This is a genomic window from Kitasatospora sp. NPDC088742, assembly GCF_055584905.1.
On sequence record NZ_JBVJLD010000035.1, the window covers coordinates 71,941 to 94,595 of the forward strand.

1 protein-coding gene is annotated in these 22,655 nt (G+C 75.8%); it reads left to right on the forward strand.

Features of this window, described 5'->3' with window-relative positions:
• The first annotated feature begins 30 nt into the window (after nucleotides 1-30).
• On the forward strand, nucleotides 31-22,500 hold the full coding sequence (locus ACZ6ZR_RS25460; RefSeq protein WP_465645962.1) for a non-ribosomal peptide synthase/polyketide synthase: 22,470 nt from the start codon (nucleotides 31-33) through the stop codon (nucleotides 22,498-22,500).
• The last annotated feature ends 155 nt before the right edge of the window (nucleotides 22,501-22,655 follow it).

Sequence of the window (22,655 nt, forward strand, 5' to 3'; positions counted from 1 at the left end):
TCGCGCTCCAGTTCGCAGGGGGAGTCCTCGATGTCCGTTCCCGGTTCGGCGCCCGTCTCCGGCTCCGGCTTCCGTCCGCTCTCGGCCGCCCAGCTCGGCATCTGGCTCGCCCAGCAACTCGACCCCCGGAGCCCCGTCTTCAACATTGGCGGCTACCTGGAGATCTACGGCGAGGTCGACCCGCGACTGTTCGAGACCGCCCTGGGGCAGGTGCTGGCGGAGACCGAGGCCGTCCGGGTCCGCTTCCACGAGCGGTCCGGCCAGCCCGTCCAGGAGGTCCTGGACACCTTCTCCCGTCCGGTGCTGACCACGCTGGACGTCAGCGGGGAGGAGGACCCCCGGGCCGCGGCCGAGGCCTGGATGCGCGCGGACATGGAGACCACGGTCAGCCTGACCGACGGGCCGCTGTTCACCCAGGCCCTGTTCCGGGCCGCGCCGGACCGGTACTTCTGGTACCACCGCTACCACCACGCCGTGGTCGACGGGTACGGGGTGTGGCTGATCGGGCGCCGCCTCGGCGAGGTCTACACCGCCCTCGCGGCCGGCCGGGACGCCGGGCCGGCCACCTTCGCCTCCCTCGACACGGTGCTCGGCGAGGACGCCGGGTACCTCAAGTCCCCGCAGTACGAGCAGGACCGGGAGTTCTGGACGCACCGGCTGGCGGACCGGCCCGAACCGCTCGCCTTGGGCGGACGGATGGCGGCGGCCTCGCACACCTTCCTGCGCCAGGACGACCTGCTGCCCGCCGAGGACCTGGACCGGCTCAAGACGGCCGCCGACCGGGCCGGGGTCAGCTGGTACCGGGTGGTGCTCGCCGCCTTCGCGGCGTACCTGCACCGCATGACGGGCCGTCAGGACGTGCTGCTGAACATCCCGGTGACCGGCCGCACCACCGAGGTCGGCCGCTCCACACCGTCCATGCTGACCAGCGCCCTGCCGCTGCGGATCACCGTGCGCCCGGACCTGACGCTGGACCAGCTGGTGGCCCGGGTCTCGCAGGAGACCTCGGCCACCCTGCGCCACCAGCGCTACCGCTACGAGGACCTCCGCCGCGAACTGCGGCTCTCCGAGGCCGAGGGCGGCCCGGTGATGCTCGGGCCGACGGTCAACATCATCCCGTTCGCCGAGGAGCCGCGCTTCGCCGGCGCGAAGGCGGCCCGGCGCACCATCTCCACCGGCACCATCGACGACCTCAAGGTGACCGCCTACGAGCACCCCGACCTGGGCGGCCTCCAGCTGTACATCGAGGCCAACCCGGCGGTCTACACCGAGGCCGACCTGGCCGGCCACCGGCGCCGTTTCCTGTCCCTGCTGGGCCAGTTGGTCCGGCAGGACCCGGCCGCGCCGGTCGGCGCGCTGGACCTGCTCTCGCCCGAGGAGCGCACCGCCCTCACCCCGCCGCCCGCCGCCGCCGTCACCACCACGGCCACCCTGCCCGGCCTGTTCTCCGCGCAGGCCGCCCGCACCCCGCAGGCGGTCGCCCTGACCGACCCGGCGCGCGGCACCACCGTCGACTACGCCTCGCTGGAGCGGGACTCGGACCGGCTCGCCCGGCTGCTGGCCGCCCGGGGTGCCGGGCCGGGCACGGTCGTCGGCGTCGCCCTCCCCCGCCGGGCCGAACTGGTCACCGCCCTGCTCGCGGTGCTCAAGACCGGCGCCGCCTACCTGCCGCTCGACCCCGGCTACCCGGCCGACCGCCTCGCCTACATGGCCGGCGACTCGGCGGCGCGGCTGGTCGTCACCGACCTCGACTCGGCCGCCGCGCTCGCCGGGCTGGACGTCGAACCGGTCGTCCTGGACGCCCCGGAGACGGCCGAGGCGTCCGCCGCCGAGCCGTTCGCCTCCCCGGCCGACGCCGAGGGCCCGGCCTACGTGATGTACACCTCCGGCTCCACCGGCCGCCCCAAGGCCGTCTCGGTGACCCACCGCAACGTGGCCCGGCTGTTCGGCACCACCGCCGGCCTGTTCGACTTCGGACCGGAGCAGGTGTGGACCCTGTTCCACTCGGTCTCCTTCGACTTCTCCGTCTGGGAGATGTGGGGCGCCCTGCTGCACGGCGGCCGCCTGGTCGTGGTCGGCCACGAGCTGAGCCGCTCGCCCGCCGCCTTCCTCGCCCTGCTGGCGGACGAGGGCGTCACCCACCTGAGCCAGACCCCGTCCGCCTTCTACCAGTTGGTCCAGGCCCAGGCCGAGGACCCCGCGACCGCCGGCCGGCTGGCGCTGCGCCGGGTGGTGCTCGGCGGCGAGGCGCTGGAGCCGGCCCGGCTGGCCGACTGGTACCTGACGCACCCTCAGGACGCCCCGCTGCTGGTCAACATGTACGGCATCACCGAGACCACGGTGCACACCACCTACCTCGCGCTGGACCCGGCGGCGGCCGGGGACCGCAGCCTGATCGGACGCCCGCTCCCCGACGTGCGGACGTACGTCCTGGACGGGGCGCTGCGGCCGGTGCCGTGGGGTGTGGAGGGCGAACTGTACGTGGCGGGCGAGGGCCTGGCCCGCGGCTACGCGGGCCGCACCGCGCTGACGTCGGAGCGGTTCGTGGCCTGCCCGTTCGGCGAGCCCGGGAGCCGGATGTACCGCACCGGCGACCGGGCCAGGATCCGTCCGGACGGCTGCGTGGAGTACCTCGGCCGGGCCGACCAGCAGGTCAAGGTCCGCGGCTTCCGGATCGAACTCGGCGAGGTCGAGGCCGTGCTGGCCGGCCACCCGGGGGTGGCCCAGGCCGGGGCCAGCATCCATCAGGACCCGGGCGGCGACCGGCGGTTGGTGGCCTTCGTGGTGCCGGCGGCCGGTCAGGAACCGGACCCCCGGGAGCTGCGGGAGCACTGCGCCCTGACCCTGCCCGCGCACATGGTGCCGGCCTCCTTCACCCTGCTGGCGGCGCTGCCGCTGACGCCCAACGGCAAGCTGGACCGCAAGGCGCTGCCCGCACCGCGGTTCACCACCGCCGCGCTCTCGCGCGAGGCCCGCAGCGAGGAGGAGGAGATCCTCTGCGGGATCTTCGCCGAGGTGCTCGGCGTGCCGAAGGTCGGCATCGACGACGGCTTCTTCGAGCTGGGCGGCGACTCGCTGCTGGCGATGCGGGTGGCGGGCCGCACCCGGGCGCTGCTCGGCGCCGACCTGCCGGTCCGCGCCCTCTTCCAGTCCCCCACCGTCGCCGGGCTCGCCGACTGGCTCACCACCGACTCCGACCGGCCCGCGCTCGCGCCCCGGCCGGGCGGCGACCGGGCTCCGCTCTCCTTCGCCCAGCGCCGGCTCTGGTTCCTGCACCGGCTCGAAGGCCCGGGCGCCACCTACAACATCCCGCTGGCGGTCCGCTTCCGGGGCCCGCTCGACACCGCCGCGCTGCGCCGTGCCGTCCACGACACCGTCGAGCGCCACGAGGCCCTGCGCACCACCTTCGGCGAGACCGACGGCCAGCCCTTCCAGCGCGTCACCCCCGCCGAGGAGCTCTCCGTCCCCTGGAGCGTCGTCGACGCCGGGGCGGAGCTGACGGAGCGTCTGACCGAGGCCGCCCGGCGGCCGTTCGACCTCACCACCGAACTCCCCGTCCGGGCCACCCTCTTCGAGGCGGGCCCCGACCACCACGTCCTGCTCCTGCTGATCCACCACATCGCCGGTGACGGCTGGTCCCTGCGCCCGCTGCTCCACGACCTCTCCACCGCCCACACCGCGCGCGGCGACGGCCGGGCTCCCGACTGGACACCCCTGCCCGTCCAGTACGCCGACTACGCCCACTGGCAGCACGAGCTGCTCGGCACCGACGAGCACCCCACCCACGCCGCCGAACGCCAACTCGCCTACTGGACCGACCAGTTGGCCGACATCCCGCTCGAACTCAGCCTCCCCGCCGACCGCCCCCGGCCCACCACCGCCGACTACCGGGGCGACGCGCTCCCGATCGGCATCACCCCCGCGCTCCACCAGCGCCTCGCGACCCTCGCGGCCGACACCGGCACCACCGTCTTCATGGTGCTCCAGAGCGCCCTGGCCACCCTGCTGCACCGCCTCGGGGCCGGCACCGACATCCCGCTCGGCAGCCCGATCGCCGGCCGCACCGAGGACGAACTCGACGGCCTCGTGGGCTTCTTCGTCAACACCCTCGTGCTGCGCAACGACCTCACCGGCGACCCCACCGTCCGGGAGCTGCTCACCCGGACCCGCACCACCGACCTCACCGCCTACGCCCACCAGGACCTCCCCTTCGAGCGGCTCGTCGACGCCCTCAACCCCGAACGCTCCGCCGCCCGCCAACCGCTCTTCCAGGTGATGGTGGCGCTCAACAACGCCGGCGAGGCGCGCCCGGACTTCCCCGGTCTCGACGCCTCGCTGGTGCACGTGAACACCGGCATCGCCAAGTTCGACCTGACGCTCAACCTCCACCAGCACCGCACCGACGAGGGCGCCCCCGGCGGCCTGGAGGGCACGCTGGAGTTCAGCACCGCGCTCTTCGACCGCTCCACCGCCGAGCGGCTGGCGCAGTGGCTGGTGCGGCTGCTGGAAGCCGCCGCCGACGACCCCGACCGGCGGATCGGCAGCATCGACCTGCTCGACCGGGACGAGCGGCACCTCCTCCTGCACACCTGGAACGACACCGGGCACCCGAACGAGGCCGTCACCGTCACCGACCTGCTGGAACGTCAGGCGCTCGCGACCCCGGACGCCCCAGCGGTCGAGCAGGCCGGGCAGGAGACGCTGACCTACCGCGAACTCCACGTCCGGGCCGAGGCCCTGGCCCGGCGGCTGGCGGCGCGCGGGGCCGGCCCGGAGCAGGTGGTGGCCCTCGCGCTGCCCCGCTCCACCGACCTGGTCGTCGCCGTCCTCGCCGTCCTCAAGACCGGCTCCGCCTACCTCCCCCTCGACCTGGGCTACCCCACCGACCGCATCACCGCCATGGTCGAGGACGCCCGCCCCACCCTCACCGTCACCACCACCGAGCACGCCCGTCGCCTCCCGCTCGACCCCGCCCGCCTCCACCTCACCGACGCCGACGACACCGACGCCGCCGCCCCTGGCAAGGACGGCGAGGACGGCGCCGGGCTCCGGCGGCGCCCGCAGCCGTCGAACCCGGTGTACGTGCTGTTCACCTCCGGCTCCACCGGCCGCCCCAAGGGCGCCGCGGTGCCGCACGCCGGGATCGTCAACCTGATCGCCTGGGCACGCGCCGAGCTGGGCACCGAGGCCTTCGAGCGGACCGTCGCGGCCACCTCGCTGAACTTCGACTCCTCGGTCTTCGAGCTCCTGGTGCCGCTCAGCCTCGGCGGGTCCGTCGAGATCGTGCAGGACCTGCTCGCCCTGGCCGACCGCCCCCGGACCGCCTCCCTGACCGTCTCCGTGCCGTCCGCGCTGAGCGCGCTGGCCGAGGCCGGAGCGGGCGACGGCCTGACCGTGGGCACCGCCGTGGTGGCCGGCGAGGCGCTGACCGCCGACGCCTTCGCCCGGATCTCCACCGCCCTGCCCGGCACCCGGGTGCTCAACCTGTACGGCCTCACCGAGGCCTCCGTCTACTCCACCGCCTGGCGCTCCGACCGGGAGCAGGGCACGCCGACCATCGGCCGGCCGATCCGCAACACCCGGACGTACGTCCTGGACGGGGCGCTGCGGCCGGTGCCGTGGGGCGTGGAGGGCGAGCTGTACGTGGCGGGCGAGGGCCTGGCCCGCGGCTACGCGGGCCGCACCGCGCTGACGTCGGAGCGGTTCGTGGCCAGCCCGTTCGGCGAGCCCGGGAGCCGGATGTACCGCACCGGCGACCGGGCCAGGATCCGTCCGGACGGCTGCGTGGAGTACCTCGGCCGCGCCGACCACCAGGTCAAGGTCCGCGGCTTCCGGATCGAACTCGGCGAGGTCGAGGCCGTCCTGACCCGCCATCAGGCCGTACGGCAGGCCGTCGTCGACGTCCGCACCGACGAGCGGGGCGACCGCCGCCTGGTGGCCTACGTCGTCCGGGCCGACCGGGACGCCGACCTGCGGGAGCTGCGCGAGCACTGCGCCCGCAGTCTGCCCGGCCACATGGTCCCGACCGCCTTCGTCCCGCTGGCGGCGCTGCCGCTGACGCCCAACGGCAAGCTGGACCGCAAGGCGCTGCCCGCACCGGAGTTCGCGGCCACCGCCACCTCGCGCGAGCCGCGCACCGTGGAGGAGGAGATCCTCTGCGGGATCTTCGCCGAGGTGCTCGGCGTGCCGAAGGTCGGCATCGACGACAGCTTCTTCGACCTCGGCGGGCACTCGCTGCTGGCGATGCGGGTCGCCGGACGCACCCGCACCCTGCTCGGCGCCGACCTGCCGATCCGCGCCCTCTTCCAGTCCCCCACCGTCGCCGGTCTCGCCACCTGGCTCACCACCGACTCCGACCGGCCCGCGCTCGCGCCCCGGCCGCGCGACGCGCGCGCCCCGCTCTCCTTCGCCCAGCGCCGGCTCTGGTTCCTGCACCGGCTCGAAGGCCCGGGCGCCACCTACAACATCCCCGTCTCGGTCCGCCTCCGCGGCCCGCTCGACACCGCCGCGCTCCGGCAGGCCGTCCACGACACCGTCGAGCGCCACGAGGCCCTGCGCACCACCTTCGGCGAGACCGACGGCCAGCCCTTCCAGCGCGTCACCCCCGCCGAGGAGCTCACCGTCCCCTGGAGCGTCGTCGACGCCGGGGCGGAGCTGACGGAGCGTCTGGTCGAAGCCGCCCGCTGGCCGTTCGACCTCACCACCGAACTCCCCGTCCGGGCCACCCTCTTCGAGGCCGGGCCCGACCACCACGTCCTGCTCCTGCTGATCCACCACATCGCCGGTGACGGCTGGTCCCTGCGCCCGCTGCTCCGCGACCTGTCGACCGCCTACACCGCCCGGGCCGCCGGTCACGCCCCCGCCTGGGAGCCGCTCCCGGTCCAGTACGCCGACTACGCCCACTGGCAGCACGAGCTGCTCGGCACCGACGAGCACCCCACCCCCGTCACCGACCGCCAACTGGCTTACTGGATCGACCAGTTGGCCGACATCCCGCTCGAACTCAGCCTCCCCACCGACCGACCCCGGCCCACCACCGCCGGGTACCAGGGCGACGCCCTCCCGCTGACCTGGGACTCCGGCCTCCACGGCCGCCTCGCCGCCCTCGCGGCCGACACCGGCACCACCGTCTTCATGGTGCTCCAGACCGCCCTGGCCACCCTGCTGCACCGCCTCGGCGCCGGCACCGACATCCCGCTCGGCAGCCCCATCGCCGGCCGCACCGACCCCGACCTGGACCACCTCGTCGGCTTCTTCGTCAACACCCTCGTGCTGCGCAACGACCTCACCGGCGACCCGACCTTCCGCGAGCTGCTCGCCCGCACCCGCACCACCGACCTGACCGCCTACGCCCACCAGGACCTCCCCTTCGAGCGGCTCGTCGACGCCCTCAACCCCGAACGCTCCGCCGCCCGCCAACCGCTCTTCCAGGTGGTCGTGGCCCTGCAGAACATGGCCCTGCCCGAGCTGGACTTCCCCGGTCTGGAGGCCTCGCCCGAGCCGGTCAACCCCGGGATCACCCGCTTCGACCTCTCGGTCATCCTGTCCGAGCACCGGGACGCGGACGGCGGCCCGGCCGGGCTGCGCGGTGTCGCCGAGTTCAGCACCGCGCTCTTCGACCGCTCCACCGTGGAGCGGCTGATGGACTGGCTGGTGCGGCTGCTGGAGGCCGCCGCCGAGGACCCCGACCGGCGGATCGGCGGCATCGAGCTGCTCGACGAGCAGGAGCGCCGCCTGCTCCTGCACACCTGGAACGAGACCGGTGACGTACCGCCGCCGGCCACCCTGCCGGCCCTGATCGAGCGTCAGGTGGCCGCCACCCCGGATGCACCGGCCGTGGTCGGCGACGGGGAGCAGCTCTCCTATCGGGAGCTGAACCTGCGGGCCAACCGGGTCGCCCACACACTGATCGGCCGGGGCATCGGCCCGGAGGACGTGGTGGCCCTCGCGCTACCCCGCTCCACCGACCTGGTGGTGGCCGCCCTGGCGGTCCTCAAGGCCGGCGCCGCCTACCTCCCCGTCGACCCCGGCTACCCCGCCGACCGCATCGACGCGATGATCGAGGACGCCCGGCCCACCCTCACCGTCACCACCGACGGCTTCCCGGCCCTCGGCGGCGGCAACGAGGCCGACCCCACCGACGCGGACCGGCGGACCCCGCTGCGGACCGACCACCCCGCCTACATGATCTACACCTCCGGCTCCACCGGCCGCCCCAAGGGCGTGCTGGTCACCCACTCCGGAGTGCCCGGACTGGTCGCCGCCATGGCCGAGCGCTTCGCCATCACACCCGGGGACCGGGTGCTGCAGTCCGCCTCGCCGAGCTTCGACGCCTCGGTGATGGAGCTGCTGATGGCGCTGCCGAACGGCGCCGCGCTGGTGGTGCCCCCGGCGGGGGAGGTGCTCGCCGGGGAGGCGCTGGCCACGGTGCTCGCCGAGCAGCGGGTGTCGCTGGCGCTGATCCCGCCCACCGTGCTCGCCACCGTTCAGCCCGCCCGGCTGGAGCACCTGCGCACCCTGCTGGTCGGCGGCGAGGCCTGCCCGCCCGAACTGGTCACCCGCTGGTCCGCCGGGCGCCGCATGATCAACGCGTACGGCCCCACCGAGGCCACCGTCTGCGCGACCACCAGCGCGCCGCTCACCGGCACCGGCACCGGCACCCCGCCGATCGGCACCCCGCTGCCGCACACCCGGGCCTACGTGCTCGACGGCTCCCTGCGGCCGGTGCCGGCCGGGGTCACCGGCGAGCTCTACCTGGCCGGCACGGGCCTGGCCCGCGGCTACCACGGCCGGGCCGGGCTGACCTCGGAGCGCTTCGTGGCCTGCCCGTTCGGCGGGCCCGGCAGCCGGATGTACCGCACCGGCGACCTGGCCCGCTGGACCGCCGAGGGTCAACTCGACTACCGGGGCCGGGCCGACCACCAGGTCAAGGTCCGCGGCTTCCGGATCGAGCCGGGCGAGATCGAGGCGGCACTCACCGAGCACGCCCTGGTCGGCCAGGCCGTCGTGGTAGCCCGCCCCGACCACACCGGCACCGACCGGCTGGTCGCCTACCTGACGGCCGCCACGGAGGGCGAGGCCACCGAGGACGACAGCGACCGCCGGGTCGGCGAGTGGCAGGAGATCTTCGACGCCCAGTACGCCGACGCCTCCACCATCGCCTTCGGCGAGAACTTCGGCGGCTGGAACAGCAGTTACGACGGCACTCCGATCCCGTTGGAGGAGATGCGGGAGTGGCGCACCGCCACCCTCGACCGGATCCGCTCGCTGCGGCCGCGCCGGGTCCTGGAGATCGGCGTCGGCTCCGGCCTGCTGCTGGCCACGCTGGCCCGGGAGAGCGAGGAGTACTGGGGCACCGACCTCTCCCCCGCCGTGGTCGAGGCGCTCCGCGAGCAGATCGCCGAGCTTCCCGAACTGACCTCCCGGGTACGGCTGTTCGCCCGCGCCGCGGACGAGTTCGACGGGCTCCCGGTGGGCGTGCTGGACACCGTGGTGGTCAACTCGGTGGTCCAGTACTTCCCGAACCTCGACTACCTGACCGACGTCATCCGCAAGGCCGTGGACGCCCTCGCCCCCGGCGGGCGGCTCTTCCTCGGCGACATCCGCAACCTGCGGCTGCTGCGCACCCTGCGCTCGGCCGTGGAGCTCACCCGCAGCGAGCGCTCCACCGACGCGGCCGCGCTGCGCCGCGCCGTCGACCGCCGGACCGCCCTGGAGAAGGAACTCCTGGTCGACCCGGACTACTTCGCCGGCCTCCCCGAGCTGCTGCCGGAGATCGCGGGCGTGGACGTCCGGGTGAAGCGCGGACGGCACGACAACGAGATGAGCCGCTACCGCTACGACGTGGTCGTCCACAAGCAGCCGCTGGAGCGGGCCGACGGGGTGTCAACTCCCGTCCCCCCTGCGCTGGACTGGAGCGAGCTGGGCCAACTGGACGTGCTGGCGGCCCGGTTGGCCGGCGAACCGGTGCAACCGGAGGGCCTGCGGCTGACCCGGGTGCCCAACAGCCGGGTCGCCAACGAGGCGGCCGCGGCCAAGGCCCTGGACGAGCGGGCGCCCGCCGAGGCGGTCCACCGGCTGTTCCGCTCCCCCGACCCGGCCCTGCCCGCGCCGGAGGACTTCCACCGGCTCGCCGAACGCCACGGCCTCCGGGCCGAACTCACCTGGAACGCCGACGCGGAGGACGGCAGCCTGGACGTGCTGCTGCTGCCGCTCGGAGCACCGGAGCCGCTCGGGCTGTACCGCACCGCCGGGACCGCCGCGGCCACCCGCCGGCCGCACGCCAACGACCCGGCCCGGGGCCCGCTGGACGGCGAGGCGCTGACCACCGCGCTCACCGCCGCGCTGCGCGAGCGGCTGCCCGAGCACCTGGTGCCCTCGGCCCTGGTCGTGCTGCCCGAACTGCCCCGCACCCGCAGCGGCAAGCTGGACCGCAACGCGCTGCCCGCACCGGAGTTCGCCGTCCGCCCGCGCGGCCGCCAGCCGCGCACCCCGCACGAGGAGCTGCTCTGCGCGCTCTGCGCCGAGGTGCTCGGCCTCACCGAGGTCGGGATCGACGACAACTTCTTCGACCTGGGCGGCCACTCGCTGCTGGCCACCCGCCTCACCAGCCGGATCCGGGCGGAGCTCGGCCAGGAGCTGAGCGTGCGCGCGGTCTTCGAGGAGCCGACCGTCGCGGGCATGGCCCGCCGGCTCGGCGCCTCCGCCAGCACCAGGCCGCCGCTGGTGCCGGCCGTCCGGCCGCCGGAGATCCCGCTCTCCTTCGCCCAGCGCCGGCTCTGGTTCCTGGACCACCTCCAGGGGCCCAGCCCCGCGTACAACATCCCGCTGGCACTGCGGCTGGAGGGCGAGCTCGACGTCCGGGCGCTGCGCGACGCCGTCCGGGACGTGGTGCGCCGTCACGAGGCGCTGCGCACCCTGCTGGTGGCGACCGACGGCCGGGCCCGCCAGGAGATCCTGGACCCGGCCGAGGCGGACCCGTACTGGGAGCACACCACCTGCGCGCGGCACGAGCTGGCCGAGCGGCTGGCCGCGGCGCGCGGGCACTGCTTCGCACTGGCCGAGGAACTGCCGCTGCGCGCCCAGCTGTTCGAGGTGGGGCCGCGCGAGCGCGTCCTCCTGCTGCTGGTGCACCACACGGCCGGTGACGGCTGGTCGATGCGCCCGCTGATCAACGACCTGACCACCGCCTACGCCGCCCGGGTGGACGGCCGGGCCCCGGACTGGGAGCCGCTGCCGGTCCAGTACGCCGACTACACCCTCTGGCAGGAGCGGCTGCTCGGCGAGGAGGAGGACCGGCACAGTCTGCTGGCCACCCAGCTCGACCACTGGACCGGCGTCCTGCGGGGCGCGCCCGAGGAGCTGGCCCTGCCCACCGACCGGCCCCGGCCGCCGGTCTCCAGTTACCGCGGCGACGAGTGCTTCCTCTCCCTCGACCGGGGGCTGCACCGGCAGCTGGTGGCACTCGCCCAGGAGAGCCGCGCGACCCTGTTCATGGTGCTCCAGACCGCGCTGGTCGGGACCTTGGTCCAGCTCGGCGCGGGCACCGACGTGCCGCTCGGCAGCCCCATCGCCGGGCGCACCGACGAGGGACTGAACGACCTGGTCGGGTTCTTCGTCAACACCCTGGTGCTGCGCACCGACGCCTCCGGCGACCCGAGCTTCCGGGAGCTGCTGGAGCGGGTGCGCGCCACCGACCTGGCCGCCTACGCGCACCAGGACCTGCCGTTCGAGCGGCTGGTGGACGCGCTCAACCCGGAGCGCTCGATGGCCCGTCAGCCGCTGTTCCAGGTGGCGGTCCAGCTGCAGAACATGGAGCGGGCCCAGCTCGCCCTGCCCGGGCTGCGGGTGACGGTCGAGCCGGTGCGCGGCTCGGTCGCGCGGTTCGACCTGTCCTACCACTTCCGCGAGCGGTTCACCGAGGACGGCCGCCCGGACGGCGTGGAGGCGGTGGTCGACTACAGCACCGACCTGTTCGACCGGGCCACGGTCGAGGAGTTCAACGGGCGGATCGTCCGGCTGCTGGAGGCGGTCGCGGCCGACCCGGACCGCCTCGCCACCCGGCCGGAGATCCTCTCCCCGCAGGAGTGGCAGCGCACGGTGGTGCAGTTCAACGCCACCGACCGGCCGCTGCCGCAGACCGCCCGCCCGGTGCACCGGCTGTTCGAGGAGCAGGCGGCCCGCACCCCGGACGCGCCGGCCGTGGTGGCCGGCTCCACCGAGCTGACCTACCGTCAGCTCGACCGCCGGGCCAACCTGCTGGCGCACCGGCTGCGCGAGCTGGGGGTGGACCGCGAGGTCTCCGTCGGCGTGCTCCAGGAGCGCACCGCGGACCTGCTGGTCTCACTGCTGGCCGTGCTCAAGGCGGGCGGCGTGTACGTGCCGCTGCACTCCGGCTACCCGGCCGCCCGGATGCGGCAGGTGATGGCGGAGAGCGGCGCCCCGGTGCTGCTGGTCGACCGCGCCACCGAGCGCCGGGAGTTCCCGCACTCCGCCCGGGTCCTGGTGGTGGACGCGGAGCCGGCCGCCGAGGACGGCCTCCGCTCCGCCACCGCCCCGGCCGGCACCACCGACCCCGACCAGCTGGCGTACATCATGTACACCTCCGGCTCGACGGGCGTCCCCAAGGGCAGCGGCATCACCCACCGGGACGTGGTCCACCTGGCGCTGGACGGCTGCTGGGACTCCGGCCCCGGCTCGCGGGTGCTGATGCAGGCCCCGTACGCCTTCGACATCTCCACCTACGAGATCTGGACCCCGCTGCTCACCGGCGGCTGCGTGGTGGTGGCGCCGTCCAGCGAGCCGGACGTCGCCCTGCTGCGGGAGCTGATCACCGGTCAGCGGGTGACCGGGGCGCTGCTGACCTCGGGCCTGTTCGGCGTGGTGGCCGACGAGGCGCCGGAGTGCTTCGCCGGGATGCGGGAGATCTGGACCGGCGGCGACGTGGTCCCGCCGACCGCCGTGCAGCGGGTGCTCGACCGCTGCCCGGACACCGTGGTCAAGTGCCTGTACGGGCCCACCGAGACCACCCTGGGCGTCACCTGGTACGGCGTCCGCGCGCCGGAGCGGATCGGCTCCGCGGTGCCGATCGGCCGGCCGCTGGACAACACCCGGGCCTACGTCCTGGACGACCGGCTGGCCCCGCTGCCGGTGGGCTGCGCCGGCGAGCTGTACATCGCGGGCGCCGGGCTGGCCCGGGGCTACGTCGGCCGCCCCGGTCTGACCGCGGAGCGCTTCGTGGCCTGCCCGTTCGGCGAGCCCGGGGCCCGGATGTACCGCACCGGCGACGTGGTGCGGCAACGGCCGGACGGCGTCCTGGAGTTCGTCGGACGCGCGGACCAGCAGATCAAGGTGCGCGGCTTCCGGGTCGAGCCCGGCGAGATCGAGCTGGCGCTGGCCGGGCACCACGAGGTGGCCCGCGCCGCCGTGGTGCACGCCGAGGTCCAGCCCGGCGAGCGCCGCCTGGTCGCCTACGTGCTGCCGCGGCCCGGCCTGGCCGTGGACGGACGCGCGCTGCGCAACCACCTGGCCGGGCAGCTGCCCGAGTTCATGGTCCCGGCCGCGTTCGTGGAGCTGGACGGCTTCCCGCTGACCCCGAACGGCAAGCTGGACCGGGCCGCCCTGCCGCTGCCCGACCTGTCGGGCGGGGGTGGTGGCCGCGCGGCCGCCACGGCGGCCGAGGAGGAGATCGCCCGGGTGGTGGCCGAGCTGCTGGGCCTGCCCTCGGTCGGGGCCGAGGACAGCTTCTTCGACCTGGGCGGCGACAGCATCCTGTCGATCCAACTGGTCAGCCGGGTCCGCAGGGCCGGGCTGCAGATCTCCGCGCGGGACGTGTTCCAGCTGAAGACGGTGGCCGCCCTGGCCGCCCTGGCCGAGAGCCGGGACGCGGCTCCCGCCCCCGCCTCCGCTGCCGAGGTCGCTCCCGCCCCGGCCACCGGCGGCCCGGTGCCGCTCACCCCCGCCATGCACTGGCTGCGCGAGCAGGGCGGCGGCATCGACGGCTTCCACCAGTCGCTGCTGCTGGAGCTGCCCGCCGAGGCCGACGAGGCCGGTGTGCGCGCCGCCCTCCAGCAGGTGACGGACCGTCACGACGCCCTGCGGCTCAAGCTCACCAGCCTGGCCGGCGGCCTGGTCTGGACCCTGGAGGCGCAGCCCGCCGGAGCGGTGCGCGCCGAGGACTGCCTGACGGTGGCCACCGACGGCACCGACCACCTGGCCGAGCACGCCGCCGAGGCCGTACGGTCGCTCGACCCGGCCGCCGGCCGGATGCTGCGGGCCGTGCTCGTCCCCGGCGGCGCCGGGCCGGACCAGCTGCTGCTGGTGGTGCACCACCTGGCCGTCGACGCGGTCTCCTGGGGCGTGCTGAGCCAGGACCTGGCCCGGGCCTGGGCCGCCGTGCGCTCCGGGGCACCCGCCCCGGCCGAGACGGCCGAAGGGACCGGCTTCCGGCAGTGGTCGGAGTGGCTGACCGGCCAGGCGAACGCCGCCGAGCGGCTGGCCGAACTCCCGCACTGGGTGGGCACCCTGACGGGCGGTGACGCCTCGCTGGTGGCCGCCGACGGGCAGCCGCCGAGGGAGAGCGCGGCCACCGCCGGGCACCTCACCGTCGCGCTGCCCGCGGGCACCGGCGCCGCGCTGCTCGGGCAGCCGTCCGAGCACGGCGAGGAACTGCTGCTCACCGCGCTGGCGGTGGCCGTCGACCGCTGGCGGCAGGGCCGGGGCGAGAGCACCGGCTCCCTGCTGGTGGACCTGGAGGGCCACGGCCGGTCCGCCGGTCCGGCCGGGCAGGACCTCACCCGGACGGTCGGCTGGCTGACCGCCTTCCACCCGGTCCGGCTGGACGCCGCCGGGGCCCGGGACGGCGGCCCGGCCACCGGGGCCCTGGACGCCGTCCGGACGGCGCTGCGCGCGGTGCCCGCCGACGGCCTCGGCTTCGGCATCCTGCGCCACCTCAACGCGCAGACCGGTCCGCTGCTGGCCGGCCTGCCCCGGCCGCAGATCGGCTTCAACTTCCTCGGCCGCCCGGCCCCCCGGGCCACCGGCCCCTGGCGGCCCGGCGGCCACGCCCTCCCGCAGGGCGGCCTCGACCAGGCCATGCCGCTGCCGCACCTGCTCGACGTCACCGCGTACTTCCGCGACGGCGAGGGCGGGCCGGAGCTCGCGGCCGGCTTCACCTGGGCGGGGCGGCTGCTGACGGCGGAGGCGGTCGGCGAGCTGGCCCGGCTCTGGACGGCGGCCCTGCACGAGCTGCTCGACGGGCCGGACGGCCGGGGGGCCGCCACCGGCGAGCCCGGCGGCGACGGCGGGCCGGCCCTGGGCGACGGCGGTCCCGGAGCGGGAACCCCGTCCGACGGACCGTCAACCGCGCTGCCGGAGGGCGGCGTCGAGCCCGAGCTGCCGCTCACCCCGCTCCAGGAGGGCATGCTCTTCCACGCGCTGTACGACGACGCGGCGCCCGACCTGTACTCCGTGCAGCTCCACCTGGACCTCGACGGGCCGGTGGACCCGGCGGTCCTGGAGGCCGCCTTCCGGTCCCTGCTCTCCCGGCAGCCGGCCCTGCGGGCCGGGTTCCGGCACCAGGGGGCCGGGCGGCCGGTCCGCTTCGACGGCGGGGCGGACGGCTTCCGCCTCGCCGAGGCGGACCTGAGCGGCCTCGACGAGGCCGGGCGGGCCGCCGCCCTGGAGCGGCTGACGGAGCAGGACCGGGAGCGCCGCTTCGACCCGGCCGCCCCGCCGCTGCTGCGCGCCACCCTGGTCCGGCTCGGGCCCGGGCCGCGCCACCGGCTGCTGCTGACGCACCACCACATCCTGCTGGACGGCTGGTCGATGCCGCTGATGCTGCGCGAGCTGTTCGCGCACTACGCGGCCGGGGGCCGGGCCTCCGCCCTGCCCCCGGTGACCGGCCACCGCGCCTACCTGGACTGGCTGGACCGGCAGGACACCGCCGCCGCCGAGGAGTCCTGGCGGCACCACCTGGCCGGTCCGGCCGAGCCGACCCTGACCGCCCCGGACGGACCGGCCGCCGCCGCCGTGCGGGCCCGGCGCCTGGTGCGGGAGCTGTCGGAGGAGGAGTCGGCGGAGCTCGCCGCCTTCACCCGTTCCCGCGGGCTGACCCTCAGTCACCTGGTCCAGCTGGCCTGGGCGCTGCTGCTGCGCCGCCTCACCGGTGCCGAGGACGTGGTGTTCGGCACCACGGTGTCCGGCCGCACCGGCGAGGTGCCCGGCATGGAGGAGATGATCGGCCTGTTCATGAACACCGTGCCCGCCCGGGTGCGGTGGAGCCCGCGGGAGCGGGTGGAGACGGTGCTCGACCGGATCGGCGCCGAGCAGATCGAGCTGATGGACCACCAGTTCGTCAGCCTCTCCCGGATCCAGGAACTCGCGGGCGGCGGGTGGCTGTTCGACACCATCGTGGCGGTGGAGAACTTCCCGTCCTCCGGCAGTCACGACCTCGCCCCCGGTCTGCGGCTCACCGGCGTCGGCAGCGCGGAGGCCACCCACTACCCGCTGGCCCTGGCGGTCGGCCCCGGACGGCGGCTGGTGCTGCGGCTCGACCACCGGCCGGACGTGTTCGACCGGGCCGACGCCGAACGGCTGCTCGCGGAGTTCCGCCGGATCCTGACCTCCCTGCCGGGCCGGGCCGACCTCCCGGTCGGCCGCTTCGACCCGGCCGGCCCGGCCGAGCGGCAGCGGTGGGAGGCTGCCGCCACCGGCCCGGCGGGCGAACCGGGCCGCACCGAGGGCACCGTGCACGGGCGCTTCCTGGCCCGGGCGGCCCGTACCCCGGACGCCGTCGCGGTGGTCGAGGGCGAGCGGCAGCTGACCTACCGCGAACTGCGCGAGCGGGCGCTGCGGCTGGCCGGGCGGCTGCGCCGGCACGGCGTCGGGCCGGAGTCCCCGGTCGCGGTGCTGGTGGAGCGGTCCGCCGGCCTGGTGGTCGCCACCCTCGCGGTGCTGCTGGCGGGCGGCGTCTACGTACCGCTCCGCCCGGAGGACCCGCAGGCCCGGACCGCCGAGCTGCTGGCGCGCACCGGCGCCGTCGCCCTGCTCACCGACCGGGAGCCCGCCGCACCGGCCGGCCTCCCGGTCGTCCGCACCGACCGCACCGAACCGGCCGACGCCGACGGGGAGTTCGCCGCACACCCCGGGGACCCGGAGCAGCTCGCCTACCTGATGCACACCTCCGGCTCCACCGGCGAGCCCAAGGGCATCGGCATCACCCACCGCGACGTGCTGGCGCTCGCGCTGGACAGCTGCTGGCGCTCCGGCCCCGGCGAGCGGATCCTGCTGCACTCGCCGTACGCCTTCGACGCCTCGACCTACGAACTCTGGGTGCCCCTGCTCAGCGGGGCGGCCGTGGTGGTCTGCCCGCCGGGCGACCTGCACGGCCCCGTCCTGCGCGAGGCGGTCACCCGGCACGGCGTCACCTGCGTGATGATGGCGGCCGGCCTGTTCGGGGTCCTCGCCGACACCGCGCCGGACTGCTTCACCGGCCTGCGCGAGGTCTGGACGGGCGGCGACGCGGTACCCGCCCCGGTGGTCCGCGCGGTGCTCGCGCACAGCCCCGGCACCGCGGTCCACAACCTCTACGGGCCCACCGAGGCCACTCTCGGGGTGACCTCCTTCCGGGTCCCCGCCGAGGGCTGGGCGGAGCCGTCGCTGCCGATCGGGCGGCCGCTCCAGGACACCCGGGTCCTGCTGCTGGACTCCGCGCTGCTGCCCGTCCCGGACGGGTTCACCGGCGAGCTGTACCTGGCCGGGGCCGGGCTGGCCCGCGGCTACCTCGGCCGTCCGGGGCTCACCGCGGAGCGCTTCCTCGCCTGCCCGTACGGACCGCCCGGGGCCCGGATGTACCGCACCGGTGACCTGGCCAAGCGGCGCCCGGACGGGCAGCTGGAGTTCCTCGGCCGCGCCGACGCGCAGCTGAAGCTGCGCGGCTTCCGGATCGAGCCCGGCGAGATCGAGGCCCGGCTCGCCGCGCACCCGGACGTCGTCCGGGCCGCCGTGCTGGCCCGCGAGGTCCGGCCCGGCGAGAAGCAGCTGACCGGCTACGTGCTGGCCGCCCCGGGCGCGCGCACCGGCCCCGCCGAGTGGAGCGACTGGATCGCGGCGGCGCTGCCGGGCTACCTGGTGCCCGCCCTGCTGGTCCCGCTGGACTCCTTCCCGCTGACCGCCAACGGCAAGCTCGACCACCGGGCGCTGCCCGCCCCGGCCGCGCCCGTCGCCGGCCGGCGGCCGGGCACGCCGCAGGAGGAGCTGCTCTGCGAGGCCTTCGCCGAGGTCCTGGGCGTGCCCGGGGTCGGCGCCGACGACGACTTCTTCCGGCTGGGCGGCCACTCGCTCACCGCGATGCGGCTGGTGAGCCGGGTACGCACGCTGTTCGACGTCGAACTGCCCGTCAGGGCCCTGTTCGAGGAGCCGACGCCGGCCGGGCTGTCCCGGCGGCTGACCGGGGCGGCCGGCGCCCAGCCACCGCTGCGCCCGATGCCCCGGCCCGAACGGGTGCCGCTCTCCTACGCGCAGCGGCGCCTGTGGTTCCTGCACCAGCTGCAGGGGCCGGGCCCCACCTACACCATCCCGGCGGCCCTGCGGCTGACCGGCCCGCTGGACCTGGCGGCGCTGCGCGGCGCGGTGGACGACCTGCTGCTCCGTCAGGAGGCGCTGCGCACGGTCTTCCCCGACGCCGGCGGCGAGCCGTACCAGCGGCTGCTCGCCCCCGGGGAGCTGCCCTCCGTGCTCACGGCCGAGGAGACCGACGAGGACGGCCTGGCCGCCGCACTCGCCGCGGCGGTCGGGCGGGGCTTCGAGATCGGCTCCGAACCTCCGCTGCGGGTACGGGTGTTCCAGGTCGGGCAGGAGCAGCACGTGCTGCTGCTCCTGCTGCACCACATCGCCGGCGACGGCTGGTCGATGGGCCCGCTGCTGCGCGACCTCACCGCCGCGTACGGCGCGCGGGTCCTTGGCACCGGGGCCGGCCCGGCCGAACTGCCGGTGCAGTACGCCGACTACGCGCTCTGGCAGCGCGAGCTGCTCGGCGACGAGGCCGACCCGGAGAGCCGGATGGCCCGTCAGATCGCCTACTGGCGCGAGCGCCTGGACGAGCTGCCGGCCGCGCTCGACCTCCCCGCCGACCGGAGCCGGCCGGCTGTGCCCAGCGGTGCGGGCGGCCTGGTGCACTTCCGGATCCCCGAGGAGCTGCACCGGGGGCTGTCCGGCCTGGCCCGCGAGGAGCGCGCCACGCTGTTCATGGTGCTGCACGCCGGACTCGCCGCCCTGCTGTGCCGGCTCGGCGCGGGCACCGACATCCCGGTCGGCAGCCCCGTCGCCGGGCGCACCGACACCGCCGCCGACGAGCTGGTGGGCTTCTTCGTCAACATGCTGGTGCTGCGGACGGACGTCTCCGGCCACCCGGGCTTCCGCGAGCTGCTGGCCCGGGTCCGGGCCACCGGCCTGGAGGCGTACGCCCACCAGGACGTGCCGTTCGAGCGCCTGGTGGAGGTGCTCAACCCGGAGCGCTCGCTCTCCCGGCACCCGCTCTTCCAGGTGGGGCTGGCCCTGCAGAACGTCCCGGGCGAGGAGCTCGCGCTGGAGGGCCTGCGCACCGACGGGCTGCTGCCGGTCGATCCCGGCACCGCCCGCTGGGAGCTGACCTTCACCCTGGTCGAGCGGCGCGGCCCGGACGGCGGGCCCGGCGGCGTCGAGGGCTCGGTCGAGTACAGCTCCGACCTGTTCGACCCTTCGACCGTCCAGGAGCTGACCGAGCGCTACCTGGAGCTGCTCCGGCAGGCGGTGGCCGACCCGGACCTGCCGGTCACCCGGCTCCCGCTGCTCTCGGCGGACGAGAGCGCCCTGCTGGCGCGGTGGGACCGCACCACCGAACCCCGCCCGGCCCCGCCCGGGGTGGAGACCCTGCCGCAGGCCTTCGAACGCGTCGTCGCCCGGGTGCCGGACGAGACCGCCGTGGTGTCCGGGGAGGAGCGGCTGACCTACCGGGAGCTGGACGCGCGCGCCAACCGGCTGGCCCGGCTGCTGGTCGCGCGCGGCGCGGCCCCCGAGCGGGCCATCGCGCTGGCGCTGCCGCGCGGGACCGCCCAACTGGTGGCCGTGCTGGCCGTGCTCAAGTCCGGTGCCTTCCACGTCCCGTTGGACCCGTCGCACCCGGCCGGCCGGCTGGCGGCCGCGCTGCGGGACGCCGGCCCGGTCTGCCTGGTCACCGTCCGGGAGGTGGCGGGCGACCTGCCCGGCGAAGTCCCCTTGCTGGTGCTCGACGAGCCGGACACGGCAAGGGAGTTGGAGCGGTCCGCGGCGACGGCGCTGACCGACGCCGAGCGCCGGGCGCCGCTCACCGGCGGGCACGCCGCCTACGTGATCTACACCTCCGGGTCCACCGGGACGCCGAAGGGCGTCGTGGTGCCGCACTCGGGCGTGCTGCACCTGTTCCGGGCCGCCGACGACCTGTTCGGCCTGGAGGATCCCGGCGTCTGGACGGTGTTCCACTCGTACGCCTTCGACTTCTCGGTCTGGGAGTCGCTGGCGGCCCTGCTGCACGGCGGCCGCGCCGTCCTGGTGTCGCAGGAGCAGGTGCACTCGGGGCCGGCCTTCCTGCGGCTGCTGGCCGAGGAGCGGGTCACCGCGCTGACCCAGACCCCGTCCTCCTTCCAGCAGCTGCTGGAGGCGGCCCAGGCCGATCCGGAGACCGCCGCCCGGCTCGCCCTGCGCACGGTGGCGATCGGCGGCGAGCTGCTGGAGACCACCCGGCTGGAGCCCTGGTACGCGCTGTTCCCGGCCGGCCGGCCGGTGCTCGCCAACGTCTACGGGCCCACCGAGAACTCGGTGCTGACGAGCAGTCACGCCATCCGCTCCCCGGGCGAGGAGCCGCCGAACGTGCCGGTCGGCGGCCCGTTCGCCGGGCTCCGGGCGCACGTGCTGGACGCCGGCCTGATGCCGGTGCCGCCCGGCACGGCGGGCGAACTCTACCTGTCCGGGCCCCAGTTGGCCCGCGGCTACCTCAACCGTCCGGCACTCACCGCGGGCCGGTTCACGGCCTGCCCGGCCGGGGCGCCGGGGGAACGGATGTACCGCACCGGCGACCTGGTGCGGCGACTGCCGGACGGGGAGCTGCAGTTCGTCGGCCGCTCGGACGGGCAGGTCAAGCTGCGCGGCTTCCGGGTCGAGCTCGGCGAGATCGAGGCCCGGCTGCGCGCCCGGCCGGAGATCGCCGACGCGGCGGTGCAGGTGGTGCGGGGCCCGCGCGGCCCGCTGCTGGCCGGCTACCTCGTCCCGGCCCCCGGGGCCGAGCCGGACCACGCCGGACTGCGCACCGCGCTGCGGCGCGAGCTGCCGGACCACATGGTGCCCACCGCCTTCGTGGAGCTGCCACGGCTGCCGCTGAACCGGAACCGGAAGCTGGACCGCTCCGCGCTGCCCGTGCCCGAGCTCTCCGCCGGGCCGGGCCGCCGGGCCAGGACCCCGCACGAGCAGGTGCTGTGCGAGCTGTTCGCGGACGCCCTGGGCCTGCCCGAGGTGGGCATCGACGACAACTTCTTCGAACTGGGCGGGCACTCCCTGCTGGCCGCCCGCCTGGTCCGGGCCGCCCAGGACGTGACGGGCTCCGCGCTCTCGGTCCGGGTGCTGTTCGAGGCCCCGACGCCGGCCCTGCTGGCCGAGCGGACCGGCCTGCCCACCTCCCCCCGCGACGCGCTGGCCGCGCTGCTCCCGCTGCGCACCTCCGGCAGCCGTCCGCCGCTGTTCTGCGTCCACCCGGCCGGCGGCATCAGCTGGTGCTACGCGGGCCTGCTCCAGTCGCTGGACGCCGAACAGCCGCTCTACGGGCTCCAGGCACCGGGCCTGACCGACCCTCAGGACCTGCCGGAGTCGCTCGGGGAGCTGGCGGAGCGGTACGCGGCGCTGATCCGCGAGGTCCAGCCCAGCGGGCCGTACCACCTGCTGGGGTGGTCGTTCGGCGGAGTGGTGGCCCACGAGACGGCCCGGCGGCTGCGGGAGGCCAGGGAGGAGACCGCCCTGCTGGCCCTGCTGGACGCCTACCCGTACACCTCGTCGGCCGAGCCGGGGGTGCCCGACGACGCCCAGGTGCTGGCGTCCGCGCTGGACTACTTCGGCTCGCTCGCCGGGGGCACCGGCCGGCTGTCGCACGAGGAGCTGACCCCGGAGTCGGTCGCCGCGCTGCTCCGGGAGAACGGCATCGAGGCCCTGGACGAGGAGCAGCTGCGGGCCTTCGTGGCGGTGTACCGGACCAACTACCGGCTCCGGCAGGAGTTCGTGCCCGGTCTCCTGGAGGGGGACGTCCTGCTGCTGCGGGCCGCGCTCGGCGACACCGCCGAGGTGGCCTCCCCCGCCCTGTGGGAGCAGTTCGTCACCGGAACGGTCCGCAGCCACGACATCGACTGCGAGCACCACCGGATGACCGAGCCCGGCCCGCTGGCCGCGGTCGGCCGGCTGCTCGAGGAGGCGCTGCGCGGGGCCGGGAAATCCCGGGGCTGACCGGAGGCGGAAAAGGGCGGTGGGGGGGGGGGGGGGGGGGGCCCCCCCCCCCCCCCCCCCACCCACCGGCCCCCGCCCCCCCCACAAGAGCCGCGCGCAAACCAACCACCACAAGGGGGGGGTGAACCCCGGGGGCGGGGGGGGGGGGGGGGACA

Coding starts and splice junctions, on each gene's coding strand:
- ACZ6ZR_RS25460 (WP_465645962.1), top strand. CDS start 31: ATGTCCGTTCCCGGTTCGGCGCCCGTCTCCGGCTCCGGCTTCCGTCCG.